The sequence below is a fragment of the Streptomyces sp. NPDC002306 genome (genome assembly GCF_053593435.1).
On sequence record NZ_JBSFCK010000002.1, the window covers coordinates 201,069 to 225,909 of the forward strand.

Consider the following 24,841-nt stretch of genomic DNA (forward strand, 5'->3'; position numbering starts at 1 on the left):
TGGCAAGCGGCTCGCTGGGGCCAGGGCGGCGGAGGGGCGGCTTCGATGCTGTCTTTCATGACGGCCGTAGTGTCGTCTGGGTACTCCTGGCCCTGGAGCAAGAGAAACAGACGCGGGGCCGGGGAGCTGGGGCCGCGCCTGTTCGTCATGACTGCAGGGGCCCTCCTGGGAGCCATGGTGGCGGCTCCCGCACACGATCAGATCAGCGGCCCCTGGCCAGCCCTTCTCTTCGGCATCGGCGCCCCTGCCACCATCCGCGGCCTACTCTCTGGTGTCGAAGTCGCACCTCGTACTGCCCCTGTATCAGTCCCCAAGCCCGCGCCACGCAAGTCCCTCCCCGCACCCAGCTCGGGAGAGATCCGTGAAGACGCATCGTGCCCCCTACCTACCGCCTTGTACTGGCCGCCCGCCCCCTCCGGCCGTGGCTGCGCATCCGCGCTTCCCAGTGGTGGCGCCGCGTCCTGATTGCAGCCGGTGCCCAGCAAGCAGCGTGGTCGCAGAACCAGCATGGCGCGGACCTTCGCGGCGCGAACCTGCACGGCGCGAACCTCGCAGGCGCGAACCTGCACGGCGCGAACCTCGCAGGCGCGAACCTGTACGACGCGAACCTGGCCGGCGCGAACCTGCGTAGCGCGGACCTGGCCGGCGCGGACCTGACTATCGCGGACCTGCGCGACGCGCACCTGGTCAGCGCGAACCTGCACGGCGCGCACATAATTGACGCCGAACTGAGCGGCGCCGACCTGAGCGACACCAATCTAAGCGGCGCCGAGCTGAGCGGCGCCAACCTCATGCGTGTGACTTGGTCAGAACGAACACGTTGGTCTGGTGCGCTGGCCTTGCAGATGCGGGCGCGCTCCGTTCCAATCGGAGGTGGCAAGTGGCGTGTGGAGGGGTCCGGCAACAGCGGGGCCGCATTGGAAGTACCGCCTGTTCCCGTGCACTGAGGGTGACTCCGCTCTGGTCCACAACAGCCGCAACGCATCCGCACGCCTTGGCTCTGGCCTCACGAGACGGCACACCTAGCCAGCGCCGCGTGAGCAACATGTGGCCTCCCGGCTACGAAGGCGCTGGGAGAAAGCTGGGAGAAGATCTCCCCCTAGCTCCTCCCAAGGACCCAGTGAGACCGAGGCACAGCAAAGCCCTGAGCTCCACAAACGCCTGCGATGTCACGTGCGAACCTTGCCCTGACCTTATTCCCGAATTGGGCCTGGAAGATTGACGACCTGGGGCTTGCGCCAAGGATGCAGGTCGGGAGGTCGGGGTGGGTTGGTCTCTGACAGCGTCCGGGAGCCGCTATCGCAAGATCATCTCCAGAGTTTCTCCACGGTGGCGTGGCAAGCTGCGGTGCGGGATTCCCGCATCGGCCATGCGTGCACCAAACTTGTGGTAGCTGGCGATGACTGGGTAGCGGCACCTGCCTTGACGGGAGAAGTGGCGCGGATTGTACCTCAGTTGCGGCTATTGATGTGGTGTACAGTTTCGTTGTTGTACATGACGGAGGGCCCAGCTCCTGCCAGAGCCGGACCCTCCTCGCAGTAACACGAGCCCGGTCGCCTTCCTGTAGACCGGGCTCGCTGCATTAGCGGCCCGTCGCGCCGGGCGAACTCGCGTGTGGACGCTTCCTAGTTGCCTAAGAGGCGTACTGCACCACGATGGCGGCAAGCGCCAGGATCAGCCCAATCACGCCGATGGTGACCTGGGCCTTTTCGGGCCCGGTCCATCGCCGACGGGGCTTGTCACCGTCGAAACTTGCCACTTCGCGCCTCCCATCCTTCAGCCCTGACTGCCAGGGCGGCACACTGAACGCCCTTTTGCGCACAGTGAGTTCGAGTGCGGGTCGAAGGCTGCGATCACGCACATTACTCCATGCCGTACGTCACCTGGGAAACGTACGCACGCCACCCGGATCACGTCCCAAATCACTTGACACACACCCGCGCTGACGTAACATCAGTACACTGCCGAAGGTGTTTTTGCAAACAACTCGACGTAGATTGCAGACTGTTTGTGCAAACATCTAGACGAAGCGGCAAACTAGCAGGGGGTTTGGTATGGCGACTTTGCACACGGCGATCCGGGCCAGGATGGGATCGACTCCGTACTACGTGACGACCATGAAGGTGAGCGACCTTGTTCAGGTCGCCCGGCCCGCGAGCGAGCAGGAGGAATGGGCCACCACTGGCTTGACCGAGCGGCTGCAGCGGGAGCTCAACGACGCTCGGGTGCGCACCGAGATTGCCCCGTACCTGGCTAACTCTCCCGACCGGTTCTTCGGCGCCCTCATCCTGCTTTTGGACGCCGAGGAGGAGCCCGAGTTCGAGTCGTTCAGCGAGGTGGCTAAGAACCTACCGAAGGCGTACCGGGCCGCTATGGGCAAGGACTCCTTCGGCTTCCTGACCATCGACAGCGGTGAGCGCATCCTCCTTGACGGCCAGCACCGTTTCGCCGCTCTACGCGAGGTGGTCATCGCCCGCACCGTTGAGGGCGAATACGCCAAGGACGTCGGGGACGACGAGGTGACCGTCATCATCGTCCCGCGCATCAGCACGCAGCACACCAGGAAGATCTTCAACAAGGTCAACCGCTACGCCAAGAACACCAGTCGCGGAGACAACATCCTCACCAGCGAAGACGACGGCTTCGCCATCCTGACTCGGCGCCTGGCGGATGACGGTGGCCCTCTGGCCGGGAAGAACCACAAGGGCGAGTCACTGGTCAACCACAAGAACACCACCATCGCGGAACGCAGCACCCAGCTCACCACCGTGAGCGCCATCTACGAGACCGTCCGACTCATTGCCGAGCACTACAGCATGGCCGACGAACTCAACGAGAAGAAGACTCACGTCCGCCCCCCGGAAGACACTCTGGATCAGGGCTACGAGCATGTTGAGGGTTGGTGGACCACTGTTCTGGATGGCATGCCGAAGCTGAAGTACGGCCGGGACAACACCAAGGTCCTCCCTGAGCTGCGTGCCAAGGATGCCGATTACGGGCTGCTGTTCAAGCCGGCAGCCCACATCGTGCTCTTCCAGGCGCTCTCTCAGATCCTTAAGGGCGACTCCAGCCTGAACCTTCAGGGCGCTGTGGAGCGTACCTACCAGGTCAGCTGGAAGATCACGGATCCCCTGTGGCGTGACGTGCTGATCAACTCCGCCCACAACATGCTGACGAAGAAGGAGAACTACAACCTCGCCGCCGACCTGATCACCTACCTGGTCATCGGTGACAAGCTGCCCGCCCACCACATCGAGCAGCTGAGCGAGCGGGTTGCGAAGGCGCGCGGCGCCGACGAGGCGACGTTCACGCTTCCAGATCCGCTGTTCGACTGAACGACCCAACTCCCCTATGTCAGGGCGGAGAGATAGTCCCAGGGCTGACGGATCATACGTGATCGATGCCGTCAGCCCTGGACGTTTGGTAGATCAAAAAGGCCCGGTGTGTCGGTCTGATAGGCCGGTTAGGGCGAGAGCGTGGTCGCCAACTCGGCTGTCGTGTACGGAGAATGGGCTGTTGTCAGTGGTTGCCCGTAGCATCCGAGGTATGGAGCTTGGCGACTTCCTCTACCAGGTCGGTACCACCTTCGGGGTGGGCTCTGACGCCAGTACAAGCAGCGACGCCGCGCGCCTACTTCGCGCCGCACCGGACAGGATCGGGCACTTGGTCCCGGCCGGCTATACCGTCGAGGGCAGCCCCGGACGCGGCAACGCGGCAGTCTGCCCATGGGTGTCGTTCTTCGACCCCGATGAGACCACCACCGCTACGCGCGGGATGTACCTCGTGTACCTCCTTGCCGAGGGCCGCAAGACTTTCGCGCTCAGCCTCAACCAAGGCGTCACCGAGATCACCAAAGCTCTAGGGACCCGAGAAGCACGCCAACGGCTGACCGCACAGGCTGGGGCCATCAGGGAAGCCCTTCCCCTCGACGTCAGGGCGGGCTTGGATGCCACTATCGATCTCGGCGGTCAGTCTGGGCTGCCCCGCTCCTATGAGGCCGGCAACATTCTGGCCATCACATACGAAATCGCCTCATTGCCCGACGAGCAGACGCTGCGCACCGATCTCAGTCGCATGATCGCGCTCTACCAAGACGCACTGGCGGTTCGTGAGGAAGTACGGCAGACAACCCGAGACACCATCGTCACAGTCGTCGAGCAGCCTCCCGCACAGTCGAAGGAGGTACTGCTGCACTTCGCACCCAAGAGCGACGCGGAGTACGAGCAGGTAGTTACCGCACGGCGGCTACGTAAGAGCCGAAGTCACGAAACCCTCGTCGATCAGTACGGCAGGTTCCTTCTTGCCCAGGGAATCGAGGCTGGTACGAACAGGCACCCCCGAGACCTGGTCATCATCAAGGACGGAATTCACTGGCTTGCTGAAGCCAAGTTCATCCGTCGAGGCAACGCCACGGGAGCTGTACGCGAGGCCATCGGGCAGCTCGCCACCTACGCCTTCTTCCTCTACCCAGAGGACGCACAGCCTCGCAAGATGGCTTTGTTCTCCGAGCCAATCGGCGACGGCTTCACTCGACTTCTAGAACATCACGGCATCGCGGCGGTGTGGCGCACAGCCGAAGGCTGGGCCGGATCACCATCCGCCCTCACCGCAGGCCTTGCCTGACAAGACCGCCAGTAAAGCTGCCCACACTGACCGGAAGCAGGGACCTTGGGATCCCATTGATCGGAACCTGGATCTCTTACTGCCCTTCTGCGGTGATCAAGCTGGCCTTGGCCTAGATTGTGAGCACACTCGGATAGGGGGAGGTCGAGTGCTGGAGCTGCTGTGGTTCCCGTGGGCAGCGGGTTGGTTCCTACTCCTCGACAAACTGACGAGTCGGGAAGTCACGCGCAATGTGCTGTGGGTGCTCGCCGCCATCGGCAGCCCCCTGGTTGGAGTGGTGATACACAGCGACGATTCCGGACGCTGGGTCATCGCGGCGTTCTCCGCGTTCCCACTGGCATTCTTCCTCTTCGTAGCCTGGTTCATTGCCGAGCCACCCGCAGGTGCCGTGCCCTCTGTCTCCCTCCAGCCTCAGGAGTCAGAGCAGCGGACATGCTTCCGCGAAAGCCCTCCTGCTGCATGCTCGTGGGCAATGTGCCATCAGATGTGCGTATTTTCTCCCGACACCTGATGAGGGAACGTACGGCTCCAGGCGCCTGTCGTGCCACGTTAGGTGGAAAGGAGGTCAAGCTTTCCCATCCACCGTAGAAGAAGCTCGCTCTGGGTAGCGCTCAGGTCCAGGTCGGACTGCTCGTCCAGCAGGTTCTTTATCTCAGCCACTGAGGCTCCTTCGTCAAGCATCTGGCGGACCTCCTGGGCTCCCAGGATGCGCTCCATGAACAGCCGGCGCAGCAGCTGCGCGTCGCGGTTGTCGACGAACTTTCGACCATAAGCGGTGAGAAGGATCTGCCCTCCCTGGACGACGGACAGTCCGAGGGAGACCAGGTTCATGAGTCTTTTGCGTGCCTCGGGTTCGAGAGTGACACTCGTAAAGAACCCCATGAACTTCTCAAGGCACGTCTTCAGCTGAGGGTTCTCCTCAACCAGCTGGGCCATGAGCCACAGCGTCTCGACGTAGTCATTGCTTCGGCCGCCGGGGACCTTGGCCAGGCGGTAGCGCGAGCGGGTTGCGGCATGGCGTAGCTCGTCGGCGTCGGCTTCGACTGCCTCCAGGTGTCGCAAGGCGTCGACCGAGTTCCGGTCGACTTGCTGTTCGAGCTTGAAGACCCTGCTGACCTGCTGCATCAAAGTGCTGGGCTCGACCATGAAGAGTCGCAGACCAGTGAGATCACGTAGCTCATTCACCAGCTCGATACGCGGAAGCCTAACGGCCTTGGCAGAAGCTTTCCGCCACCAGTCCTCCTTCATGTCCCGAGTGACGAAGAGAACGTCCTTCTTGTCACTCTGGGCCGCGTCTATGAGCTGACGCCAGACCAGATAGTCTCCGGCCGCCTCCTCGTCCTCCTTCTTTCCGCCCTCAAAGTCCTTGTAGCCAGGTGGAATTTGCTGGTCAGCTCTCTCCTTGGCCCGCTGTACCTCCTGGGCGTGCCGCTGCGGGGAGTAGGGAGCTCCGACACGCTGGTGGAGTAGTTGTTCCAGGACAGTGATCACGGGGTCGGTGTGTGTGTTGCGGATCCCGGGGACCCTATCTTTGCTGGCCTGGCGCTCCAACCTCGCTTCGATTTCCTGGTAGAGCTTCTCGGCGCGATCGAGCTTCTCGTACATCGGCGAAACAATGTCGGTGTTGTCGCCTATGTGGACATTCCTAGCCCACTCATCTAGAGCGCTGCGCGACCGATGAATGGAACTCTTCAAGACCTCTGCCGCGGTGGCAGCCTTTTTGTCGTGGTAGGTGATGAGCTCTTCACTCTGCCGGTTACGCCAGAACTCAACCAGCACTTGGTGGGGGGTCCACAGGCGTTCGGAGATCGTCTTGAGGACGGTCAGCATGTCCTCGCGGACGCGCCCATTCATGCGGTAGAGGTCGAGCAAAACGTTGGTGTCTAGGACAACGAGGCCGTGCTGCAGTACCGAGCGGTAGTCGAGATCGGCGGGTGTGCGGTAGGCCTCGAATCCGTCGAACATGCCCTGTGCCGTGACCATGACCCTTCCCTCCCCCAGAAAATACGTGCTCATGGTCGCAGAGCTGCGAGGCGGAAGCCCGGGAGTTTTCGGTGCCGTATGCGCGATCTGGTCTCGGACGACGGGTGCGGTCATGGGCGTTTCCGCTGGGCTGGCCCCCGCCTGCCACGAACTATCACGCGGGCTGCAGCCGACCAGTAGCTTTACAGGCCCTGCAAGGAGACGCTCCGAGAGCGGCACTGATCTGCGCAGTTACAGGTGGCTACATCGAACCACCCTCAAGTCGTCCACGCCTCGTCCACGGAGCGCGCTCGGATACTGCCAGCGCTCTACGCCCCCGGCAGAGGGGCTCCCAGGAGGTTGCCGGCCTCGTAGGAGCGGGGCAATCCAGACTTGCCGCCGAGATTGATTGTGGTGTCCAAGCCCGCTTTCGCTTCGGCGGGGAGGGCCTCTCGGATGGCTTCCGCCTGTGCGGCGAGCCGTTGACGTGCTTCCGGTGCCCCGAGGGCCTTGGTGATCTCGGTAACGCCCTGATTGAGGCTGAGCGCGAAGGTCTTTCGGTCCTCGGCAAGAAGGTAGACGAGGTACATGCCGCGCGTGGCGGTGGTGGTCTCATCGGGGTCGAAGAACGACACCCACGGGCAGAGTGCCGCGTTGCCCCGTCCGGGGCTGCCCTCGACGAGATAACCGGCCGGCACCAGGTGCCCGATCCTGTCCGGTGCTGCGCGCAGTAGGCGCGCAGCATCGCTGCTTGTGCTGGCGTCGGAGCCCATCCCAAAGGTGGTACCGACCTGGTAGAGGAAGTCGCCAAGCTCCGTGATGCGGATGCTACGTGCGACTACTGACAACAGCGCATGCGCCCTTCACCGTGGGGGACTTGGCCATGGTCGCCCACAGACAGGATGTACCGATCAAGCTTTGCCGTGCTCCATACGGCTCCTCTCGAGTTGGTCGTCTCGCGGCCATTCACTTCCTGCGGTTGCGACGCTTGCCCCCATGGTGACGTCGCAATCACGATGACTTCAGTCCTAGATGCGGGTCACCTGCAAGCGTTTCTGCGATAGGGGCTGCCCCATGGATGGTTCATGGTTCAAAATCTCGACATGCCCAACCGAAGAGGTCGCTCAGGAGCCCGCATCAGCGCGCCACGCTGCGGCCGCCACACGAAGAGGGGGACGCCTTGCCGACTACCGCAGGAGGTAGTCGGTGGCTGCCGTCATCACGCAACCGCGTCCGAGCACGAAGCTGTCGCCAAAGCTGCGCAAGAGAGAGCCGCGAAGTTCGAGCGAACGGCTCGACGGCAGGGGTGGGCGGCAGTCATCAGCCTGTCAACCGTCACTCTCGCGATGTTGGCCGGCCTAGCCTCATGCGGAGTTTCGGCATGGCAGGATCACCAACGAGAGTCTGCGTGCGAGCCCTACCGCACAAAGGCTCTGACACTAGACCAGCAGGCAGCGAAGGTGAAAATCCCTTTGATTTCATCTTTTGATTCAGGTATCCGTAACCTTCAGCTCGGCCGTTCCTTTCCTGCGAGCTTGGGGGAACTGGACGCGGTCGGAGCTACGGAAACTGAAATATCGGAGGCGTACAGACGAAAGCGCGAGCTTGCAGGGCAGGCTGCGAAGGTTGTTCTAGAGCATCGAAACTGTATGCCCGGGTTCATAGAAGCCGCTACGCACATTAAGAACTCGCCTGCGGGCGTAACTTGGGTTGAGATGCCATCAGCAGGTCGTTGCGCCGATGGCTGGGCCTCGGGATCAATCGGCCGGCAGGGAGCTTGTTCACACCACGGCGGAGTAGTATATGGCAATCCATTGGCGACACTACATTTCGACTAAAACCCATTTCGAGATCACCCCACCTAACCTCCCCGTTAGCATTCAGGGAACGTTAGCGCGCCGCCACAGAATGCACTACGCTCAATATTTCATTTTCTCTGGAATTACCCCCCTTACCCCACCTCGAGGGTCTTGCATATCCCCTTCACGGCGAGGGATCAGGTGAATGTGAGCATGTGGAACCGTCTGCCCTGCAGTGATTCCACAGTTTGCGCCGATATTGAAGCCTTGCACAGTGAAGTCCGCACGAATTGCCCGATTGCGCAAATCGTGAAGAGCCTCGTTACTGTCAAGAATTTCTTGCCGACTCAGGGCAAAGTAGTCAGCCACGTGGCGCTTCGGGATAATGAGATAGTGGCCTGATGTAACAGGATACGCATCCTTGAATGCCACCATCGTGCCATACTCTCGAACCTCTTCGGCACCCCTGTCCATGAGGCGGCAGAATGGGCAGGTGCGGCGACTTCTAGCCGAATCTTCTTGGCGGGTAGACGGTGCAGCGCTCACTTGCCAGTCTCCTTCTTTAGTTGCAGTGACAGAATGTCATACGCTTCATCCACTGCATTTTCAAATTCCCTGGGGAAATATTCATATTTTGCAGTTCTCACGAACCTCTGCCCTTGGAGCGCACGAGACAGCATCGCGTAATGCCCTAGGAAGATTGAAAAGCTCTCAGGTATCGGAACTACGGCAAGTCCCGCCTTGGATTCGAGGATTCCCGCAATTTTTTTATTGATCCCCAAAATCTGATTCGCGATTTCTTTGTCTTGCTCGTCACCGAGCACCTCATCGATATGATCAAGAAGGTGCCATCCGTCCGGCTTCCCTTCTCGCAACTGTTTAACCAGCACCCAGTCTTGCGCCAGCAGAAGCTTCAGCGGTGCATACAACTCGTTCAAACGCTGTAGATTAAGCTCTCGCCGGTACTTCTTATCTTCGCGTTTACTGTTCAGGAAATTAGTAAGCAATCCCACGATGCTGGCGGTCAGGAAGGCGATGACCGCGCTGATCAGCGTTGCGGTCGGTGCAGAAATGCCCTCAGTGCCTGAGGCGGGGATGGATGTCGGTGGAACCGCGAGAAGGGTGATCACCTCCTCAGGCTAGCGCCCGGGTATGACAGTGAAGTGGACTCCTCCCTGATCAGGTTGTACCCACTCGACAACGGTACGTAATCATCCGCTTTGCGCCTTTGAGGGTGAGCGGCTGTCTCTAGCGCAGGCGTCTTCTGTCGGTCCCGCGTGACCGGCTGCCTGAAACCTTGGGGCAAGCCAGCCGGGCACACTGCTGATCTACTTGTGTGGCGGAGTGCCGATGACTGCGCGCTGGCACCCCTTCAGATGAACTGCCGTCATGGCAGATCGGCGGACCGCATGCGCCATCTGTACGCCAGCAAATCCGACCAAGGCGGCAATCGCAGCGTTCGGGCAGGTCAGATGCATTGTGGACATCACAGAGACGTTCTTGAAAACCGATGCCCTCTGTCCGACTTCCGACAGGCTGATCTGGTCTCCTAGTACGTCCCGGCCCGTTCGACCGGGCCGGGACGCTCGTGTGATCGGCAGTGCATAACCCGACAGGGGTGGCATCCAACCGAAGCCGTGGGGGGCTCTGTGGACCAGGAACGTTACGTCACCGAACCGAACCAGGTATTGAACGCTGGGAAGTACCGACGGGAGCGGTACAGCGACACGAACGGTGCCATCTACGAGACAACGCACTACGACGCTCACGGGAACGCCCTCACCCGGAACCATCAGCTTGGCCCCGCCAACCGGTACGGATATGACTACGCGGGAGGCGACACCCCAGGGGTGCCCCGCGCTCACACCCAGCCGTGGCCTCATGCCACCGCGGGGGCTGCTGCTGCGGGAGCGGTCGGTGGGGTGGCGGCCTACGAGGTCGCTGACAGCTATGTGCAAGGAAACATGGCTGTCGAAGGCGGCGAAAACGGCGAGGAGTTCATTCTCTGGCTCCTGATCGTCGTGGTTGTGCTGGCGCTGGGCCCGCTCTTCCTCGGGATCTGGATGGTCCGCCGCGCCGAAGCCACCGGCGGGAGCAAGACACACGGCAGGCTGGTGCTGTTGCTGGAGGTACCCTGGCTGGCAGCCCTGTGGGGCTGGCTATTCACCGGCGGCACGACGGCCTGGATCACAGTCGCGGGTACTGTCTTCGCCCTCGCAGTCTGGTACGGGATGACGCTGCGAGACGAGGCGTGCCAGGGCCACGAGGACGCGTAGGTGTGATTGCATCCGGTCGACGCGGAGTTGGCCAGGGCACCCGAGCGCAGTCGCCACGGCTCCGCCTCGGCCCCGGCTGCTTGGGAGAATTTCGGGAGAAGATCTTCTCCCGGCGCCTGCCAGACGCCCAAGGATGCCAACGCATACCAACGGCCTGACCTGTGCAAATTCCAGCGAAGCCGGGTGTGGACCTCGCCCTGACCTTATTCGGGACGAAGAGGTCGTGGGTTCAAATCCCGCCACCCCGACAGCTAAGTAGCAAGTCAGAGGGTCCCTTACCGGGTAGGTAAGGGACCCTCTGACTTGCTGTGTGTCTCACTGCGTGACTACCGCTCCGAAGCGCGCTCGAAGATGCCGTCCATGACCACGGCGCCGGTCCGGATCACGGGGCGAATCTGCTTGTCCTGCGCCCGAGCGGCCACGGCCTGAGTGTGCAGCCAGCGGTTCCCGAGCGGAGGAAGCAGAGACTCGGCGAGATCCGCCGCACCTCGGGGCGTGTCCAGTGCAGATGACATGGATGGAACGGTGGCCGAGACTGGCGCGGAGTCGACAGGCCACGATCGAGCGGTTCATGATCATGGCGCGGTAGGGCTTTCCCTACTTCATCAAGCCCCGGCTCTGGCCGCGCCCGCGCTTCTGTCTTCGGCCCGCTCGGCGCTGCCGACGCCGACGCGCGCCCACATGTGGACAGGGCCGGAAGCCATGAGTCGATCACCGCGTACAGCGCCCACGGTCAAGACGATGCCTCCGGCGGGGGATCGGCCGGCACCGGGATGGAGGGGGCGCCGTACGCGACTGCGGGGTCCATAGGGGCGTGCGTGGGGAGCTCCCATCCCGACCACCGTCGACCCAGGCAGAGCCGAGCAGACGCGGCCCATGGCGTCCAGGTCGTTCGTACAGTGGCGCGTTCCACCTTGGCGCCCTGAATCACGCCCGCTCCACGGTGTGTGGGTCGAGGAGGGAAGCGGGTGCGGCTTGGCACGCCCTGTACCGGTGTTTTACCCCACCGCAAGGCTGCAGGCACTGCCCGTGCAATAGCCTTCCCGCGGAGGGGTGCCATGTCTGCGTGGATCACGTTGGGTTCCGGCTGCTTTGTCGTATTCCTGGGCGTGTTGACCCTGACCGGCAGCCGGGGAATCGCGGAGTACGCGCGGTCGCCTAGGGCTGGTTGGGGTCGGATAGCGATAGGTGTCGGCTTCGTCCTGGACGGCGGAGCTAGACTTCTCGACTTCTCTTCCGGAGCGGGGATGGTTGTTTCCGCCATTGCCCTGGGGATCATCGTGCTCGGTGCGGTGCTTCAGTTCCGGGCTGGAGTGTTCGCCAAGACTCGTCATGCTGGCGACACAAATTGAGCGGCGCCCGTACTCCCCAGGACAACCGTCAAGTGGGTCACCGATGTCTGACACCAGCGGCTGACACCAACAGCCGCGAACACAGCCGGATGCCGACGCACTTCAGCGGCCGGTGTCGAGTCGCTCTATCGGCGAAACGCAGGCTTCGGAAGGCGCCGTGATCTACCTGACAAGGATGAGGCCAGACCGCAAAATCAGATCTCAAGACCGTGTGCGGCACACGGCTTGCCGACGCAGCCCCCATGCCCTGAACCGGCCACTCACGAAGATGCCGACGCCGGCGGACAGCACAATCACCACGATGGAGGCCCCGCCCTCCACTGTGACGTGGCGGCCCTGGGTGCGCCGATGCCCCCAGAAGAGCGCTGATCCCGGCGAAAGTCACGGCCGCTACGGCAAGGAAGATCGCCATTTCAGCCCACCACATCGCCCGCGTCGGTGGAGTCGCCATGGCGCAGTTGTACCTCACGCCTTCCCGCCGTACCGCAGCGAGGTACAGCGACCATCGCGACCGAATCCAACCGCGAGCAGCCCCGCATGACTGCCTGACCGGCCGAGCAGACCCCAGCGACCGCCCCGCCCATAATGCACATCGAAGAGGCCAGGCGCCTGGAAGCAGCTACCCCGGGGTTACTCCTGGGGCCGCCTGTGGGCCGTCCGAGGGTGACCGACAACGACGGGTGACGGCAGGCGACGACAGCCCCGCCCCTGCTCAGAGGCGACACACCGTGAACTGGCGCAGGCGCCCATCGGCGAAGGCGAGTTGAGGAACTTCTGAGGGTGTGACCGAAGAACGGCCCCTGACCTGCACCGGAGTGCAGGTCAGGGGCCGTTCGTACCTCATGGGGCCACCTGTGGGACTTGCTCTCACCCCTCGTGCTCACCGAGTGTTTCGGGATCGCCGGTACCGGCTCGGCGTCCTTCGCACACCGACGGGTCAGGCGCCCAGGTAGACGGGAGCCTTCTGGACGGACCGGCCGTAGATGTGGCTGCTGAGGGTGCCGTCGGCGCCCAGGACGACCAAGGTGACGTCGTCCTGCAGGACGATCGGGCGGCCCTTGGCCCACGCGACGGGGAACGTGCCGTGGGTGGTGGTCGTCTGCGCCCCGTAGACACCGTTGTGCTTGACGAGCTTCACGATTGCGCCGTTGGCCAGCTTGTAGCGGCCCAGCCGGGGTGCGGGCGCGGTCTCGGACCCGGTCCATGTGGCTGTCGTGCCGTCCGGGTTCAGTACCAGCGTGCGGTTGCCGTACAGGGCGGCACCGGAGCGGCTGTGGGCGTCGAGGAAGCGCACCAGCCTGCCGTCCCGGAAGAGGCGAGCCTGGTAGTGGCCGGCGGAGACCTTGAAGGTCTGCACGGTCGTACGTGAGTCGAGACGCAGGGTGCGCACGAGCTTGCCGCGCAGCGTGCAGTCGGCGGACAGGGCCGGGAAGGCGGTGCTCCGCCAGGGAGTCGGGCCGCCCTGGCTGCGCTGCCCGAAGACGGGATTGGCGCTGAGTACTCCGGTGACCTTCAAGCCGTCGGCCAGGTCGGTGGGCCTGCGCTGGTCCACGGTTGCGACGACCCCGCCGTGGCCGTCCAGAAGCTTGGCGGACGCGCCGCTGTGGGCGCTGTTGACCAGCCGGACCGTCATGCCACCGAAGACGGAGGGGATGGTCTTGACCGCGACGCAGGCGCTGCCCGCCGACGGCGCGGCCGGGGTGGAGGCACTGGCGGCGGCACCGGCCGAGACGACGGAAGCGGCGGCCGTCCCGACGAGGGCGAGGGTGGCGAGGGTGGTGCGGAGTGCAGTGCGCATTTCTGCTCCTGGCGACGTTGCTTCTGCCTTGCCGACCTCTCTGACCGGCGAGAATGAAACTAAAGATCACCCGTGCCGAATCCGTCGGGCTCGTGTCACAAGCATGTGACAGCCGGTCGTCCACCGACACAGACGACCGTCGGCGAAGGTGACATGACCGTCTGGTCTCGCGTCGCGTGCTGGTGGGCGCCTCGGGGGCGGGGAAGTCCTCGTTGCTGAACGCCGGTCTGGTGCCCACCCTGCGCGACGGCGCCCTGGGGGACGGGGGCGGCCGGTCGCAGCTCGTCATGTGCGGCTCCCGCACCCCGAAGAGGGACAGGTAGCGCTGGATCAGGTTCTGGGTGTCGACCGCGAATCGCGCCCACCGGGGAGCGTCTCGACGACGCGCCGCCGGGGATGGTCCCGCAGGTGCGGGTTGAGCCGGCGCGCGGCCTGTGGCGCCTCGCCGAACGAGCCGGGGAAATCCCGTACCGGTGGCGCTTGCGGTGGCAGTTGCTCTGGTGCCTGCCCGACCGGGGCCCCGACGAACCGGCCGACGGGCGGGGTCAGCGCCGGTCCTGGTCGAAGGCGAGTCCCAGCATGCGGATGGCGTTGCCGCGCAGCAGTTTGTAGGTGACGTCGTCGGACAGGCCGGCCACGTGCTCCGCCGCCACCTGCTTGGTGTGCGGCCAGGTCGAGTCGACGTGCGGGTAGTCCGTCTCGAAGGTCGCGTTGTCCACGCCCACGGTCTCGATCGCCTCGATGCCGTGCTTGTCGCGGAAGAAGCAGCAGAACATCTGCCGGTAGTAGTACGTCGAGGGCGGGTCCGGGATCAGATCCTTGACCCCGCCCCATGCCCGGTGCTCCTCCCACACGTCGTCGGCGCGCTCCAGGGCGTACGGGATCCATCCCATCTGCCCCTCGCTGTAAGCGAGTTTCAGCCGGGGGAACTTCACCAGCACGCCGGAGAAGAGGAAGTCCATCATCGACGCCATGGCGTTGTTGAAGCTCAGCGAGGCCTGGACGGCCGGAGGCGCGTCCGGGGAGGCCGCCGGCATCTGCGACGACGAACCGATGTGCATGTTGACGACGGTCCCGGTCTCCTCGCACACCGCGAAGAAGGGGTCCCAGTAACCGGAGTGGATCGACGGGAGCCCCAGGTACGTCGGGATCTCGCTGAAGGTCACCGCCCGCACGCCACGGGCCGCGTTGCGCCGGATCTCCGCGACGGCCAGGCCGACGTCCCACAGCGGGATCAGGCACAGCGGGATCAGCCGCCCGCCGCTGTCCCCGCACCACTCCTCGACCATCCAGTCGTTGTAGGCGCGGACGCAGGCGAGTCCGACCTCCTTGTCGTGGGCCTCCGCGAAGGTCTGGCCGCAGAAGCGCGGGAAGGTCGGGAAGCAGAGCGAGGCCTCGACGTGGTTGAGGTCCATGTCGGCCAGCCGGTCCTTGGGGTCCCAGCAGCCGCGGCGCATCTGCTCCCGGGTGATGCCGTCGAGCGTCATCTCGTCGCGGGAGAAACCCACGGCCGCGATGATGCGCTTGTACGGGAAGAGCTCGCCCTCGTACTCCCACCAGTCGGTGAGCTGGCCGTCCGGATCGGTCGTGAAGCGGTACTTCCCGCCGACGTAGGCGAGTTCACCGATCCCGGCGGTGAAGGGCTTGGGTCCCTTGTCCCGGTATCTGCTCGGTAGCCAGGTCTCGAAGAGGTGCGCGGGCTCGATCACGTGATCGTCCACGCTGATGACCCTGGGCAGTTCCTCGGTGTCACCGTCCTTGCCGACCATGTCCAACCCCTCACTGCCCCATCGCACTAATCTGACGGACCGTCAGTTAAAGTTAGGTCGTGCTCACCCCGACCGCAAGGGGCAGCCGGGTACGGGGGCTCAGCGCGTCACCCTTCACCCGGGACACCGGCCGCTCAGAGGATCGCCTTCCACCAGGCCGCTCGTGCGGATCTCGGGATCCGGGGGAGCGTCACCGGCGAGATGCACCCGGAGCGCGACCTGCTGCTCCCGGACTCGCGCCGCCCGGCCGGCGAGGACTGACGGCACCCCCCGCTCCTGGCCGGGAGGCCGTCAGGTGTTCCACGACTCGTCGTACGGGTCGTGCGGCACCGGGACCGGTTTCGCCGCAGTGACCTCGATGAACGGGATCGGGCCGTTGTTGACGGGGTCCTTCGCCCGCCGGGGCGTGTAGGTGCCGGTGATCTGGAGCCAGGTGTCCGGCTGGAGGACCGGCGGGATGTGGCCGGTCAGGCCGATCTTGACCGGCTGGGCGTCGGCGGCACAGCAGTTGAGGGCCATCCGGACCAGGTAGGGGGTTCCGTCACGGTCCAGCGCCAGGAAGCCGGTGAGCTGGATGCGGCGGCCGGCGAGGGTACGCCCATGGCCGTAGACCGCCCGGCCCGCGTAGTCGACCACGCTCAGCCGCAGCGGGTCGGCGGCCGGCAGCGGCGGGTAGGCGAGGGGCTCCTGCAGGGCCGTGCCGGTGCGGGTCGCGCTGTAGGAGCCGAGGGCGGGCGGGGCGACCAGGATGAGGGCCAGCAGGGGGAGGACCAGGAGCCAGGAGACGCGGGGTTCGCGGTGGACGTGCCCGGTCTCCTCCGGCCGAGCCGTCCTCGCCGCCCGCCGCTCGTACCAGACCGTCGCCACCGCCGCCGCGATCAGCACCGCGCCCGACGCCAGCAGCAGCGGCTGGAGACCCGCCTTGACATAGCGCAGGTAGAGGTCGGTCACGCCCGCGTGCAGCAGGGCCGCGCCGAGCAGGAACAGGACCGCCGCCTGGGCGAGGCGGTTCACAGCAGCACCGTCCCGGTCAGGACCGCCACGGTGACCGCGAGGGCGAACGTGGCCGGCGCGAACCGGAAGGCGAAGCCCCGGCCGAAGGTGCCCGCCTGCATGGCGAACAGCTTCAGGTCGATCATCGGGCCGACGACCAGGAACGCCAGGCGGGCCGTCAGCGAGAACTGGGAGAGCGAGGCGGCCACGAACGCGTCCGCCTCCGAGCAGATCGACAGCAGGACCGCGAGGACCGACAGGGCGAGGACCGCCAGCACCGGGTTGTCGGCCGCCGTGCGCAGCCAGCTCGCGGGCGCCACGGCCTTCAGGGTCGCCGCCGCCATCGCGCCCAGCACCAGGAAGCCGCCCGCGTGCATCACGTCGTGCCGGACCGAGCCCCAGAACGCGGCGCCCTTGCTCTCGCCGTCGTGCGGCGCGTGCGCCGGCAGCCGCAACCAGTCCGTACGGCCCAGGCGTTGCCACAGCCAGCCCATCACGCACGCCACCAGCAGGCTCGCGACGAAGCGGGCCAGGACCATCTCCGGGTCGCGGGGAAAGGCCACGGCGGTCGCCGTCAGCACGATCGGGTTGATGGCCGGGGCGGACAGCAGGAAGGCCAGGGCGGCGGCCGGTGTGACGCCCCGGCGCACCAGCGCGCCGGCCACCGGCACCGACGCGCATTCACAGCCCGGGAGCACGGCGCCCGCGATGCCCGCGACCGGGACCGCCAGGGCGGGGCGGCTCGGCAGGGCGCGGGCGAAGAAGGAGGGCGGCACGAAGACGGCGATGGCCGCGGACAGCAGCACCCCGAGGACCAGGAAGGGCAGCGCCTGGACGACCACCGCCACGAACACCGTCGTCCAGCTCTGCATCACCGGCGCGGACAGGGCGCGGCGCAACGGTCCCTGGAGCAGCACCAGCAGGACCAGGAGCATGGTCAGGGCGAGGGGGGAGTCGAGCCGGCGGCCCGGCTGGTCCCGCTTCGTCTCACGCCGCGCGGGGTCGGGGTCGTGGTCAGGGTCGGCGTCGGCACGGTGACCGGTCCCGGGCGCGGCCGGGTTGGTGATCGCCACGGGTCGGGCACCTCCGCTTTCCGTGTTCTGCCTCCCCTTCAGTACGCGGCCGCGGGGAGCGGTGTTCAGCGCTCCCCTGGAACCACGTGTCCCGGTGAGGCAGTCTTCTCCCTCGTGGGAAGCGTTCCGAATCAGGGTCTGCCGACGGACGTCGGCGCGCACATGGTGGTCTGCGGCGACGACGGGCTCGCGCACCGCCTCGCCGCCGAGCTGCGCGGAGTCTACGGCGAGCAGGTCACCCTGGTCGTCCCGCCCGCGCAGGGCACGGTCCGGCCCCCCGAGGTCGGGCGGGCCCGGGCGGTGTCGGCGGCGCTGCTCGACCGGGTGGTGAGCGCGGCCGTCAATCGGGCCGCGGGCCACGGCGGCGGCAACGGCACCGGGAGCGGTGGCGGAAGCGGGGGAAGCGGCGGCGGCCACCGAGCCGGGGGTGATCCCGTCGGAAATGAGCGCACGTTGGAGGCCGCCGAGCCGTCCGAGACCGTGCTCGCCGAGGCGGGCGTGGAACGGGCGGCCGCGCTGGCGCTCGTGTACGACGACGACGAGACCAACATCCGCGCGGCCCTCACCGCCCGCCGGCTCAACCCCCGTCTGAAGCTCGTCCTGCGCCTGTACAACCGTCGGCTGGGGCAGCACATCGAGGAACTCCTCGACCAGGCGGCCGCGTTGGCGACCACCGCCGACGACGCCCCGGCCCCGGCGGGTGACGCCTCCACCACCGTGCTCTCCGACGCCGACACCGCGGCACCCGCGCTGGCCGCCTCCGCGGTCGTCGGCACCAGCAAGGTCGTCCAGACCGACGGACTGCTGCTGCACGCGGTGGACCGGCCGCCGCCGGAGCCCGGCGAGGTGGCCGACCCGGGGCTGGCCACCCTCGCGCTGCTGTCCACGACGAGCAACGACCCGGCCGGCGCCGACGGTTCCGAGAGCAGCGGGGAGTACGGGCCGCGGCTGCTGCCGGACGCCGCGGCGGTGCGGGCCGCGACCGGGCGCGGGACCGTCGTACTGGAGCAGGTGTCGTACACCGGGCCGGCCACGTCCGCGTCGGCCGGGATCGGGGTGGGGGTCGTCCCGCCGTTCGCCTCGCTGTTCTCGCGGCAGTTGCGGTGGTCGTTCGCCGCGATCGTGGTGGGTGTGCTCGCGCTGGCGGTGACGCTGTGGGTGGCGACCGGGACCCATCCGCTGGGCGCGCTGTATCTCACGCTGCTGGACCTCTTCGCCATCAACGACCCGGCGATCGGGGCGTCCACCGAGCGACAGGTCCTCCAACTCCTCTCCGGACTGGTCGGGTTGCTGCTGCTTCCGGTGCTGCTGGCGGCGGTGCTGGAGGCGCTGGGAACGTTCCGCAGTGCCTCGTCGCTGCGCAAGCCGCCGCGCGGGATGAGCGGGCATGTGGTGCTCCTCGGGCTCGGCAAGATCGGTACGCGGGTGCTGACGCGGCTGCGGGAACTGAACATCCCCGTGGTGTGCGTGGAGGCCGGGCCGCAGGCGCGGGGGCTGGCCACGGCCCGGCGCCTGCGGGTTCCGGTGGTGCTGGGTGACGTGACGCAGGAAGGCGTCCTGGAGGCCGCCAAGATCCATCGGGCGCACGCGTTGCTCGCGGTGACGAGTTCGGACACGACGAACCTCGAAGCGGTGCTGTACGCGCGGGCGGTACGGCCCGATCTGCGGGTGGTGCTGCGGCTGTACGACGACGACTTCGCGACCGCCGTGTACCGCACCCTGCGGGCGGCGCACCCGCAGGCCCTCACCCGCAGCCGGAGCGTCTCCCATCTGTCGGCTCCCGCGTTCGCCGGGGCGATGCTGGGTCGGCAGATCCTGGGGGCGATTCCGGTGGAACGCCGGGTGCTGCTGTTCGCGGCGGTGGAAGTGTCCGCGCATCCCCAGCTGGAGGGGAAGACGGTCGCGGAGGCGTTCCGGGCGGGGGCCTGGCGGGTGCTCGCGCTGGACGCGACGGGCTCGCGGGCGGCGGCGTCCGGGGCGGGCTCGGGATCGGGAGCCTCGGGCTCCGGGTCGGGGTCGGGTTCCGGGGCGGGCGAGGGGCGGCACGGCGAGTCGGGGCTGGTGTGGAACCTGCCCGACACCTATGTGCTGAAGGGTGCGGACCGGGTGGTGCTGGCGGCCACCCGGCGCGGGATGGCGGAGCTGCTGGGAAGGCGGCCGCGCCGGGCGGGCGGGGTGTAGGCGGGCGGGGTGCGGGTGGGGGCGCCCCGCCGCCCCCACCCGTTCCCGTCAGCCTCCGAGGTGTCTCTCGGCGAACTCCAGCTCCAGCCGCACCTGCTTGATCCGTTCGTCCACGACCAGCGAACCGTGGCCCGCGTCGTAGCGGTACACCTCGTGGACGGCGGCGCGGGTCTCGAGCCGCTTGACGTAGTTCTCGATCTGGCGGATGGGGCAGCGCGGGTCGTTGACGCCCGCCGAGATGTAGACCGGGGCCTTGACCTGGTCGACGTAGGTGAGCGGGGAGGACGCCTCGAAGCGGTCCGGGACCTCCTCCGGGGTGCCGCCCAGCAGGGTGCGGTCCATCGCCTTCAGCGCCTCCATCTCGTCGTGGTAGGCCGTGACGTAGTCGGCGACGGGGACCGCGGCGATGCCCAGGGTCCAGGCGTCCGGCTGGACGCCGAGGCCCAGCAGCGTGAGGTAGCCGCCCCAGGAGCCGCCGGTGAGGATCAGGCGGGCGGGGTCGGCGAGTCCGGACTCGATCGCCCAGTCACGGACCGCGGCGATGTCCTCCAGCTCGATCAGGCCGACACGGTGCTTCAGGGCGTCCGTCCACGCCCGGCCGTACCCCGTCGAGCCGCGGTAGTTGACCCGGACCACCGCGTACCCGTGGTCCACCCAGGCCGCCGGGGAGGCCGCGAAGGAGTCGCTGTCGTGCCAGGTCGGGCCGCCGTGGATGTCGAAGACCGTGGGAAGCGGTCCGGTGGCGCCAGCGGGCTTCTGGATCAGGGCGTGGATACGTCCGCCCGGACCCTCCACCCACACGTCCCGCACCGGGACCGAGCCCGGGGACTTCAGGCCCGGCGGGTCCAGGACGACCTCGCCCGTCGTCGAACGGACGGCGGAGGGCTCGGCGGACGACGACCACAGGTACTCGACGCTGCCGTCCGGGCGGGCCGTGGCCCCCGACACCGTGCCGGGCGGCGTGGGGATCCTCACCAGCTCGCTCGTCGAGAGGTCGTAGCGGAACAGTTCGCTGCGGGCCTCGAAGCCGTGCACGATCAGCAGGCCGCTGCCGTCCGGGTACCACTCGGCGTTCACGTCGCCCGGCAGGTCCAGCACCAGGTCCGTCTGCTCGCCCGTCGCGATGTCCCACACCAGGGGCTCCCAGCGGCCGCGCCGCTGGTGGCCGATGAGGAGGCGGGTGTCGCCGTCGACCGGGGCGAAGCCGAGCACCTCCAGGCCCAGTTCCCGGGTGCCGCCCAGGGTGTCGTCCAGATCGGCGACCGCCGTGCCGTCGGGGCGCAGCACGCGCAGCGCCGAGTGCATCGCGTCGCCGTGCTCGGTGTGCTCGATCGCGATCAGGGAGCCGTCGTGCGAGAGGTCGCCGACGCCCGCCGACTCGCGGTGGCGGTAGATCTCTGTGGGGGCCTCGCCCAGGCGCGCGAGGTGCAGCGTCGTACCGTCGTCGTCGGTGGAGCGGCCGACGACCGCCGTACGGCCGTCCCTGCCGAGGGCCAGGCCCGCCGGGTAGGAAGGTTCCAGGCCGGGCGTGGCCGGCTCGTTCTCACCGCCGCCGAAGGGCTGGCGGCGCCAGACGCCGAACTCGTCGCCGTCCTTGTCGTCGAACCACCAGATCCACGTGCCGTCCGGGGAGAGCACGCCGTCCGTGGTGCCGTTCGGCCGATCCGTGATCTGGCGCTGCTCGCCGGTCGCACGGTCCCAGGCGTACAGCTCGTACGTGCCCGTGGCGTTGGACACGAACAAGGCCCGGTGCGGCGCGTCCTCCGCCCAGTCGGGCAGCGACACCCGTGGCGCCCGGAAGCGCTTCTCCCAGTCCGGCATCTCCTCGCGCTGTACCTGCTGATCCGGCGAGACGGACCCGTTGCTCTCAGTCATGGCCCCATACTGCCTGTCCCGGGCGGCAATCCGCCGGTGAGGTCCCCACCCTGTGGATAACTTCGAGCGGTACCTTTCCGATCCGCTTCCGATTTCCCTACTTTTCCGGTGTCCTGCCCCGCCGCCCGGCGCCGCGTTCCCGCCCCGTACCTTTGAGGGCGTGTACCGGTTCCTGCTGACGCCCCGCTGGTGGGGGATCAACGTCTTCGTGCTGCTGGCCATCCCCTTCTGCGTCTTCATGGGGTCCTGGCAGCTGAGCCGGTTCGAGTCCCGGATGGACGACCACCGGGACGCGGGCCGACAGTCGGCGTCCGAGCGGACGCAGACGGCCCGGCCGCTGGCCGAGCTGCTGCCCGTGGACAAGGCGACGTCCGGCGACCAGGTCTCCGCGACCGGCCGGTACGGCGAGCAGCTGCTCGTCCCCGGACGCGAGCTGGACGGCCGCGAGGGCTCCTACGTACTGACGCTGCTGCGCACCGACGGCGGCCGGGCGCTGCCCGTCGTGCGCGGCTGGCTGCCCGGCGCCCCCGACCCGGCCGCGGCCCCGGCGCCGCCGACCGGCGAGGTCACCGTCACCGGCGCGCTCCAGGCGTCCGAGACCCCGGGGGACAACGGCGTCAGCGCGCGCGGCGGTCTGCCCGCCGGACAGACCGCGGCGATCAGCTCGGCGTCCCTGGTGAACCTCGTGCCGTACGACGTGTACGACGCGTGGGTCACGCTGAACCACGGCGACCCGGGGCTGAAGGCGGTGCCCGCGGCCGCCGCGCCGGACACGGGGCTGGACCTGAAGGCGTTCCAGAACCTCGGCTACACCGGTGAGTGGTTCGTGTTCGCCGGCTTCGTGGTCTTCATGTGGTTCCGGCTGCTGCGCCGCGAGGTGGAGTTCACGCGGGACGCGCGGCTGGGGCTGGTGACCGAGGAGGAGCGGCACGCGACGGTCTGACCGCCGCCCGCCGGACCCCGCCCGGCCCGCCCGACACCGACACGACGGGTTCCCCGCCCGGCGCCCGGCCGGTGCGCCCGGCTCCCCGCCCTCGGGACGCGGCCGGTACGCCCGTCCGGCGGACGCTGGAATCCCTACGACCCGGCCGGTACGCCGGCTCGGCACACGCGGGCTTCCCTAGGACGCGGCCAGGACGCCCGTCCGGTAGACCGTCCCCGCGCACGCGTTCGACACCGTGACCGAGGCCGTCGGCGAGCCCGCATCCGGCGTGTGCGAGACGACCACACTGCCGTCGGCCGTGCCGTCCTCGGTGAGCATCTGGGTGGAGGTGCCGGTGTCGCCGCCGGTGGAGGTGCCCGAGGTGGAGCCCACGGCCCCGGTCGGACTCGGGTCGGGGCTGGGACTGCCGGGGTCGGTGCCGCCGGGGCCGCCGGTGGTGGGGCAGGTCGCGGAGGGCACCCAGGCGAACTTCACCTCGTAGGCGGAGCCGGGTGCGATGGTCAGCAGGGGGACGTTGAGGGAGGGGTCGGGCAGACCGGCCGCGGCGTCGCCCGCCGCGTGCTCCACGACCGTGATCCTGGTGGCGTCCGCGGCACCCTGGGCGAGCGGTGTGACGCTGCCGGCGCCGCCGACGGCGCAGCCGGTGGCGGAGACGTTGGTGACCCGGAAGGTGCCGTAGACGATGCCGGCGGAGTCGGGGACGTCGGCGGTCGCGGTGGCGGAGCCGAGCTGGTCGGCCGTACACGTGGGGGCGGTCGCCTCGATGCTGGCCGAGGGGTCGGCGGTGCCGGACGCGCCGGTGGTGGCACCGGTGTCGTGGCTCTGCCCGGCACCCTTCGGATCGTCCGGGCCCGGGCCCGAGGTGTTGCCGCCGGCCCCGCCGGAGACACTCGACCCGCCGTCCGGACCCTTGTTCGCGCCGGCGCCGCCCTGCGCCTGGGAGCTGTTGCCCGCGATCGCCGGGTCGGCGTCGGAGCCGACCGCGTGCGAGACGTGCAGCAGCGCGGGGACGGCGGTGCCGATGAAGAGGGCCGCGGCCGCCATGCCGACGGCTGCCTGCCGCTTGCGGGCGCGCCTGGCGGGCACCGCCCGCCGCAGGTGGTCCAGTGTGCCGTCGCGCGGCTCGATCTCCTGGACGACTTCGTGCAGCAGGCTGCGCAGTGCCAGCTCGTCCGAGTCGAGCCCGTCGGGGCTCTTTTCGTCGGGGCTGTGGTTCACGGTTCCGTTCCCAGCGTGCGATGACTTCGGTTCCTGCGTGTGCGGCGGCTTCGTCGGCTCGTGCCGCAGGGGCGGCTCGTGCCGCTCGTGCGATTCCCTACCCTCGGATTCGTCCCTCACGCCGTCGCCTCCATGGCGATGCGCAGGGCCGCGATGCCGCGGGATCCGTACGCCTTCACCGAGCCCAGCGATATCCCGAGCGACTCGGCGACCTGGGCCTCGGTCATGTCCGCGAAGTAGCGCAGCACCAGGACCTCGCGCTGGCGGCGCTGGAGGCCCTTCATCGCCTTGATCAGGGAGTCGCGCTCCAGCTGGTCGTAGGCGCCCTCCTCGGCGCTCGCCATGTCCGGCATCGGCTTGGAGAGCAGCTTCAGGCCGAGGATGCGGCGGCGCAGCGCGGAACGGGAGAGGTTGACGACCGTCTGGCGCAGGTAGGCGAGGGTCTTCTCCGGGTCGCGGACCCGCTTGCGGGCGGAGTGGACGCGGATGAAGGCCTCCTGGACGACGTCCTCGCAGGAGGCCGTGTCGTCGAGGAGCAGCGCCGCGAGACCCAGCAGCGAGCGGTAGTGAGCCCGGTAGGTCTCGGTGAGGTGGTCGACGGTGGTGCCCGCCGCCGCCGCGTCCTCAGCGTCACGCTGGTCCGGAATGCGGGTCGGCCGCGCTGCGGGCATGGGGGCGATCACCGGCATGCCACCGGGCATGCGGGGCCGTCGGGGCGGCCGCAGCACGGTGCCACGGGTCGCCGCTGTGAAATCGAGTACCTCTGCCACGCCAGTTGGACACGCTCCCCCCGGTGAGGGTTGTACGTGCCGGGCGTCTCTTTTGCGTCGGACGTGACGGCCGACGCGACCGGCGACGTTCTCGCGTCAGGCAGCACAACTGACGTTGCCTCAAATGCCCTCATGCGTCCCGCTCTTCCCCTATGTCCCATACGGTGGACGTCCCCACGCCCACACCACGGCGTCCCCACGCCTGGATC

General features: G+C 67.4%; 21 protein-coding genes and 1 pseudogene. 9 read left to right on the forward strand and 13 right to left on the reverse strand.

All coding sequences use genetic code 11. From position 1 onward, the window contains the following. The first annotated feature begins 374 nt into the window (after positions 1-374). On the forward strand, positions 375-947 hold the full coding sequence (locus ACWCQK_RS05300; RefSeq protein ID WP_451152111.1) for a pentapeptide repeat-containing protein: 573 nt from the start codon (positions 375-377) through the stop codon (positions 945-947). A 686-nt stretch (positions 948-1,633) separates the two neighbouring features. Here the strand turns inward: ACWCQK_RS05300 and ACWCQK_RS05305 are convergent. Beyond that, on the reverse strand, positions 1,634-1,759 hold the full coding sequence (locus tag ACWCQK_RS05305; protein WP_451152113.1) for a hypothetical protein: 126 nt from the start codon (positions 1,757-1,759) through the stop codon (positions 1,634-1,636). A 295-nt stretch (positions 1,760-2,054) separates the two neighbouring features. Between ACWCQK_RS05305 and ACWCQK_RS05310 the strand changes: the two genes are divergently transcribed. The 3 genes from ACWCQK_RS05310 to ACWCQK_RS05320 all read left to right on the forward strand — a co-directional run bounded on the left by ACWCQK_RS05310 (position 2,055) and on the right by ACWCQK_RS05320 (position 5,134). After that, entirely contained in the window at positions 2,055-3,335 is a 1,281-nt protein-coding gene (locus ACWCQK_RS05310; protein WP_451152115.1) for a DNA sulfur modification protein DndB, read from the forward strand. 211 nt (positions 3,336-3,546) lie between these two features. Beyond that, positions 3,547-4,623 carry an MrcB family domain-containing protein gene (locus ACWCQK_RS05315; RefSeq protein WP_451152117.1) on the forward strand — a complete coding sequence of 359 codons (1,077 nt, stop codon included), beginning with the start codon at positions 3,547-3,549 and terminating at the stop codon, positions 4,621-4,623. A 148-nt stretch (positions 4,624-4,771) separates the two neighbouring features. Next, positions 4,772-5,134: a hypothetical protein gene (locus ACWCQK_RS05320; RefSeq protein ID WP_451152119.1), complete on the forward strand. Its 363-nt coding sequence runs from the start codon at positions 4,772-4,774 to the stop codon at positions 5,132-5,134. A 38-nt stretch (positions 5,135-5,172) separates the two neighbouring features. Here the strand turns inward: ACWCQK_RS05320 and ACWCQK_RS05325 are convergent, their stop codons facing one another. The 4 genes from ACWCQK_RS05325 to ACWCQK_RS05340 all read right to left on the reverse strand — a co-directional run bounded on the left by ACWCQK_RS05325 (position 5,173) and on the right by ACWCQK_RS05340 (position 9,514). Next, on the reverse strand, positions 5,173-6,606 hold the full coding sequence (locus ACWCQK_RS05325; RefSeq protein WP_451152121.1) for a PIN domain-containing protein: 1,434 nt from the start codon (positions 6,604-6,606) through the stop codon (positions 5,173-5,175). A gap of 308 nt (positions 6,607-6,914) precedes the next feature. Then, entirely contained in the window at positions 6,915-7,358 is a 444-nt protein-coding gene (locus ACWCQK_RS05330) for an MrcB family domain-containing protein (protein ID WP_451152123.1), read from the reverse strand. A gap of 1,146 nt (positions 7,359-8,504) precedes the next feature. Further along, positions 8,505-8,930: an HIT family protein gene (locus ACWCQK_RS05335; RefSeq protein WP_451152125.1), complete on the reverse strand. Its 426-nt coding sequence runs from the start codon at positions 8,928-8,930 to the stop codon at positions 8,505-8,507. Beyond that, on the reverse strand, positions 8,927-9,514 hold the full coding sequence (locus tag ACWCQK_RS05340) for a hypothetical protein (RefSeq protein WP_451152127.1): 588 nt from the start codon (positions 9,512-9,514) through the stop codon (positions 8,927-8,929). Before ACWCQK_RS05340 ends, ACWCQK_RS05335 begins: the two co-directional genes overlap by 4 nt. Positions 9,515-10,033: 519 nt before the next feature. Here ACWCQK_RS05340 and ACWCQK_RS05345 point away from each other — a divergent pair. After that, positions 10,034-10,660, forward strand: a complete 627-nt coding sequence (locus ACWCQK_RS05345) for a hypothetical protein (RefSeq protein ID WP_451152129.1) — start codon at positions 10,034-10,036, stop codon at positions 10,658-10,660. A gap of 326 nt (positions 10,661-10,986) precedes the next feature. Here the strand turns inward: ACWCQK_RS05345 and ACWCQK_RS05350 are convergent, their stop codons facing one another. Then, complete coding sequence (locus ACWCQK_RS05350; RefSeq protein ID WP_451152131.1) at positions 10,987-11,175, reverse strand: hypothetical protein; 189 nt, start codon at positions 11,173-11,175, stop codon at positions 10,987-10,989. 543 nt (positions 11,176-11,718) lie between these two features. Between ACWCQK_RS05350 and ACWCQK_RS05355 the strand changes: the two genes are divergently transcribed. Beyond that, positions 11,719-12,012, forward strand: coding sequence for a hypothetical protein (locus ACWCQK_RS05355; RefSeq protein WP_451152133.1), 294 nt, complete (start codon positions 11,719-11,721; stop codon positions 12,010-12,012). Between the two features lie 937 nt (positions 12,013-12,949). Here the strand turns inward: ACWCQK_RS05355 and ACWCQK_RS05360 are convergent. Further along, on the reverse strand, positions 12,950-13,810 hold the full coding sequence (locus ACWCQK_RS05360) for a hypothetical protein (RefSeq protein WP_451152135.1): 861 nt from the start codon (positions 13,808-13,810) through the stop codon (positions 12,950-12,952). A gap of 176 nt (positions 13,811-13,986) precedes the next feature. Between ACWCQK_RS05360 and ACWCQK_RS05365 the strand changes: the two are divergent. Continuing rightward, positions 13,987-14,082: pseudogene (locus tag ACWCQK_RS05365) on the forward strand (nSTAND1 domain-containing NTPase); the annotation flags it as partial. Between the two features lie 273 nt (positions 14,083-14,355). On the opposite strand, the gene ACWCQK_RS05370 reads toward ACWCQK_RS05365, so the two are convergent. The 3 genes from ACWCQK_RS05370 to ACWCQK_RS05380 all read right to left on the reverse strand — a co-directional run bounded on the left by ACWCQK_RS05370 (position 14,356) and on the right by ACWCQK_RS05380 (position 17,645). Then, positions 14,356-15,579 (reverse strand): amidohydrolase family protein, encoded by a 1,224-nt coding sequence (locus tag ACWCQK_RS05370; protein ID WP_451152137.1) that lies wholly within the window; start codon positions 15,577-15,579, stop codon positions 14,356-14,358. 291 nt (positions 15,580-15,870) lie between these two features. Continuing rightward, on the reverse strand, positions 15,871-16,593 hold the full coding sequence (locus ACWCQK_RS05375) for a TIGR03943 family putative permease subunit (protein ID WP_451152139.1): 723 nt from the start codon (positions 16,591-16,593) through the stop codon (positions 15,871-15,873). Beyond that, on the reverse strand, positions 16,590-17,645 hold the full coding sequence (locus ACWCQK_RS05380; protein WP_451152141.1) for a permease: 1,056 nt from the start codon (positions 17,643-17,645) through the stop codon (positions 16,590-16,592). Before ACWCQK_RS05380 ends, ACWCQK_RS05375 begins: the two co-directional genes overlap by 4 nt. 162 nt (positions 17,646-17,807) lie before the next feature. Between ACWCQK_RS05380 and ACWCQK_RS05385 the strand changes: the two genes are divergently transcribed. Then, complete coding sequence (locus tag ACWCQK_RS05385; RefSeq protein WP_451152956.1) at positions 17,808-19,826, forward strand: NAD-binding protein; 2,019 nt, start codon at positions 17,808-17,810, stop codon at positions 19,824-19,826. Between the two features lie 48 nt (positions 19,827-19,874). Here ACWCQK_RS05385 and ACWCQK_RS05390 read toward each other — a convergent pair whose 3' ends face one another. After that, a complete protein-coding gene (locus ACWCQK_RS05390; protein ID WP_451152143.1) occupies positions 19,875-21,701 on the reverse strand; it encodes a prolyl oligopeptidase family serine peptidase in 1,827 nt (608 codons plus the stop codon). A 160-nt stretch (positions 21,702-21,861) separates the two neighbouring features. Between ACWCQK_RS05390 and ACWCQK_RS05395 the strand changes: the two genes are divergently transcribed. Further along, complete coding sequence (locus ACWCQK_RS05395; protein ID WP_451152145.1) at positions 21,862-22,644, forward strand: SURF1 family protein; 783 nt, start codon at positions 21,862-21,864, stop codon at positions 22,642-22,644. A gap of 177 nt (positions 22,645-22,821) precedes the next feature. Here the strand turns inward: ACWCQK_RS05395 and ACWCQK_RS05400 are convergent, their stop codons facing one another. Beyond that, a complete protein-coding gene (locus tag ACWCQK_RS05400; RefSeq protein ID WP_451152147.1) occupies positions 22,822-23,862 on the reverse strand; it encodes a hypothetical protein in 1,041 nt (346 codons plus the stop codon). A 116-nt stretch (positions 23,863-23,978) separates the two neighbouring features. Beyond that, on the reverse strand, positions 23,979-24,632 hold the full coding sequence (locus tag ACWCQK_RS05405) for a SigE family RNA polymerase sigma factor (protein WP_451152149.1): 654 nt from the start codon (positions 24,630-24,632) through the stop codon (positions 23,979-23,981). Positions 24,633-24,841: the final 209 nt, after the last annotated feature.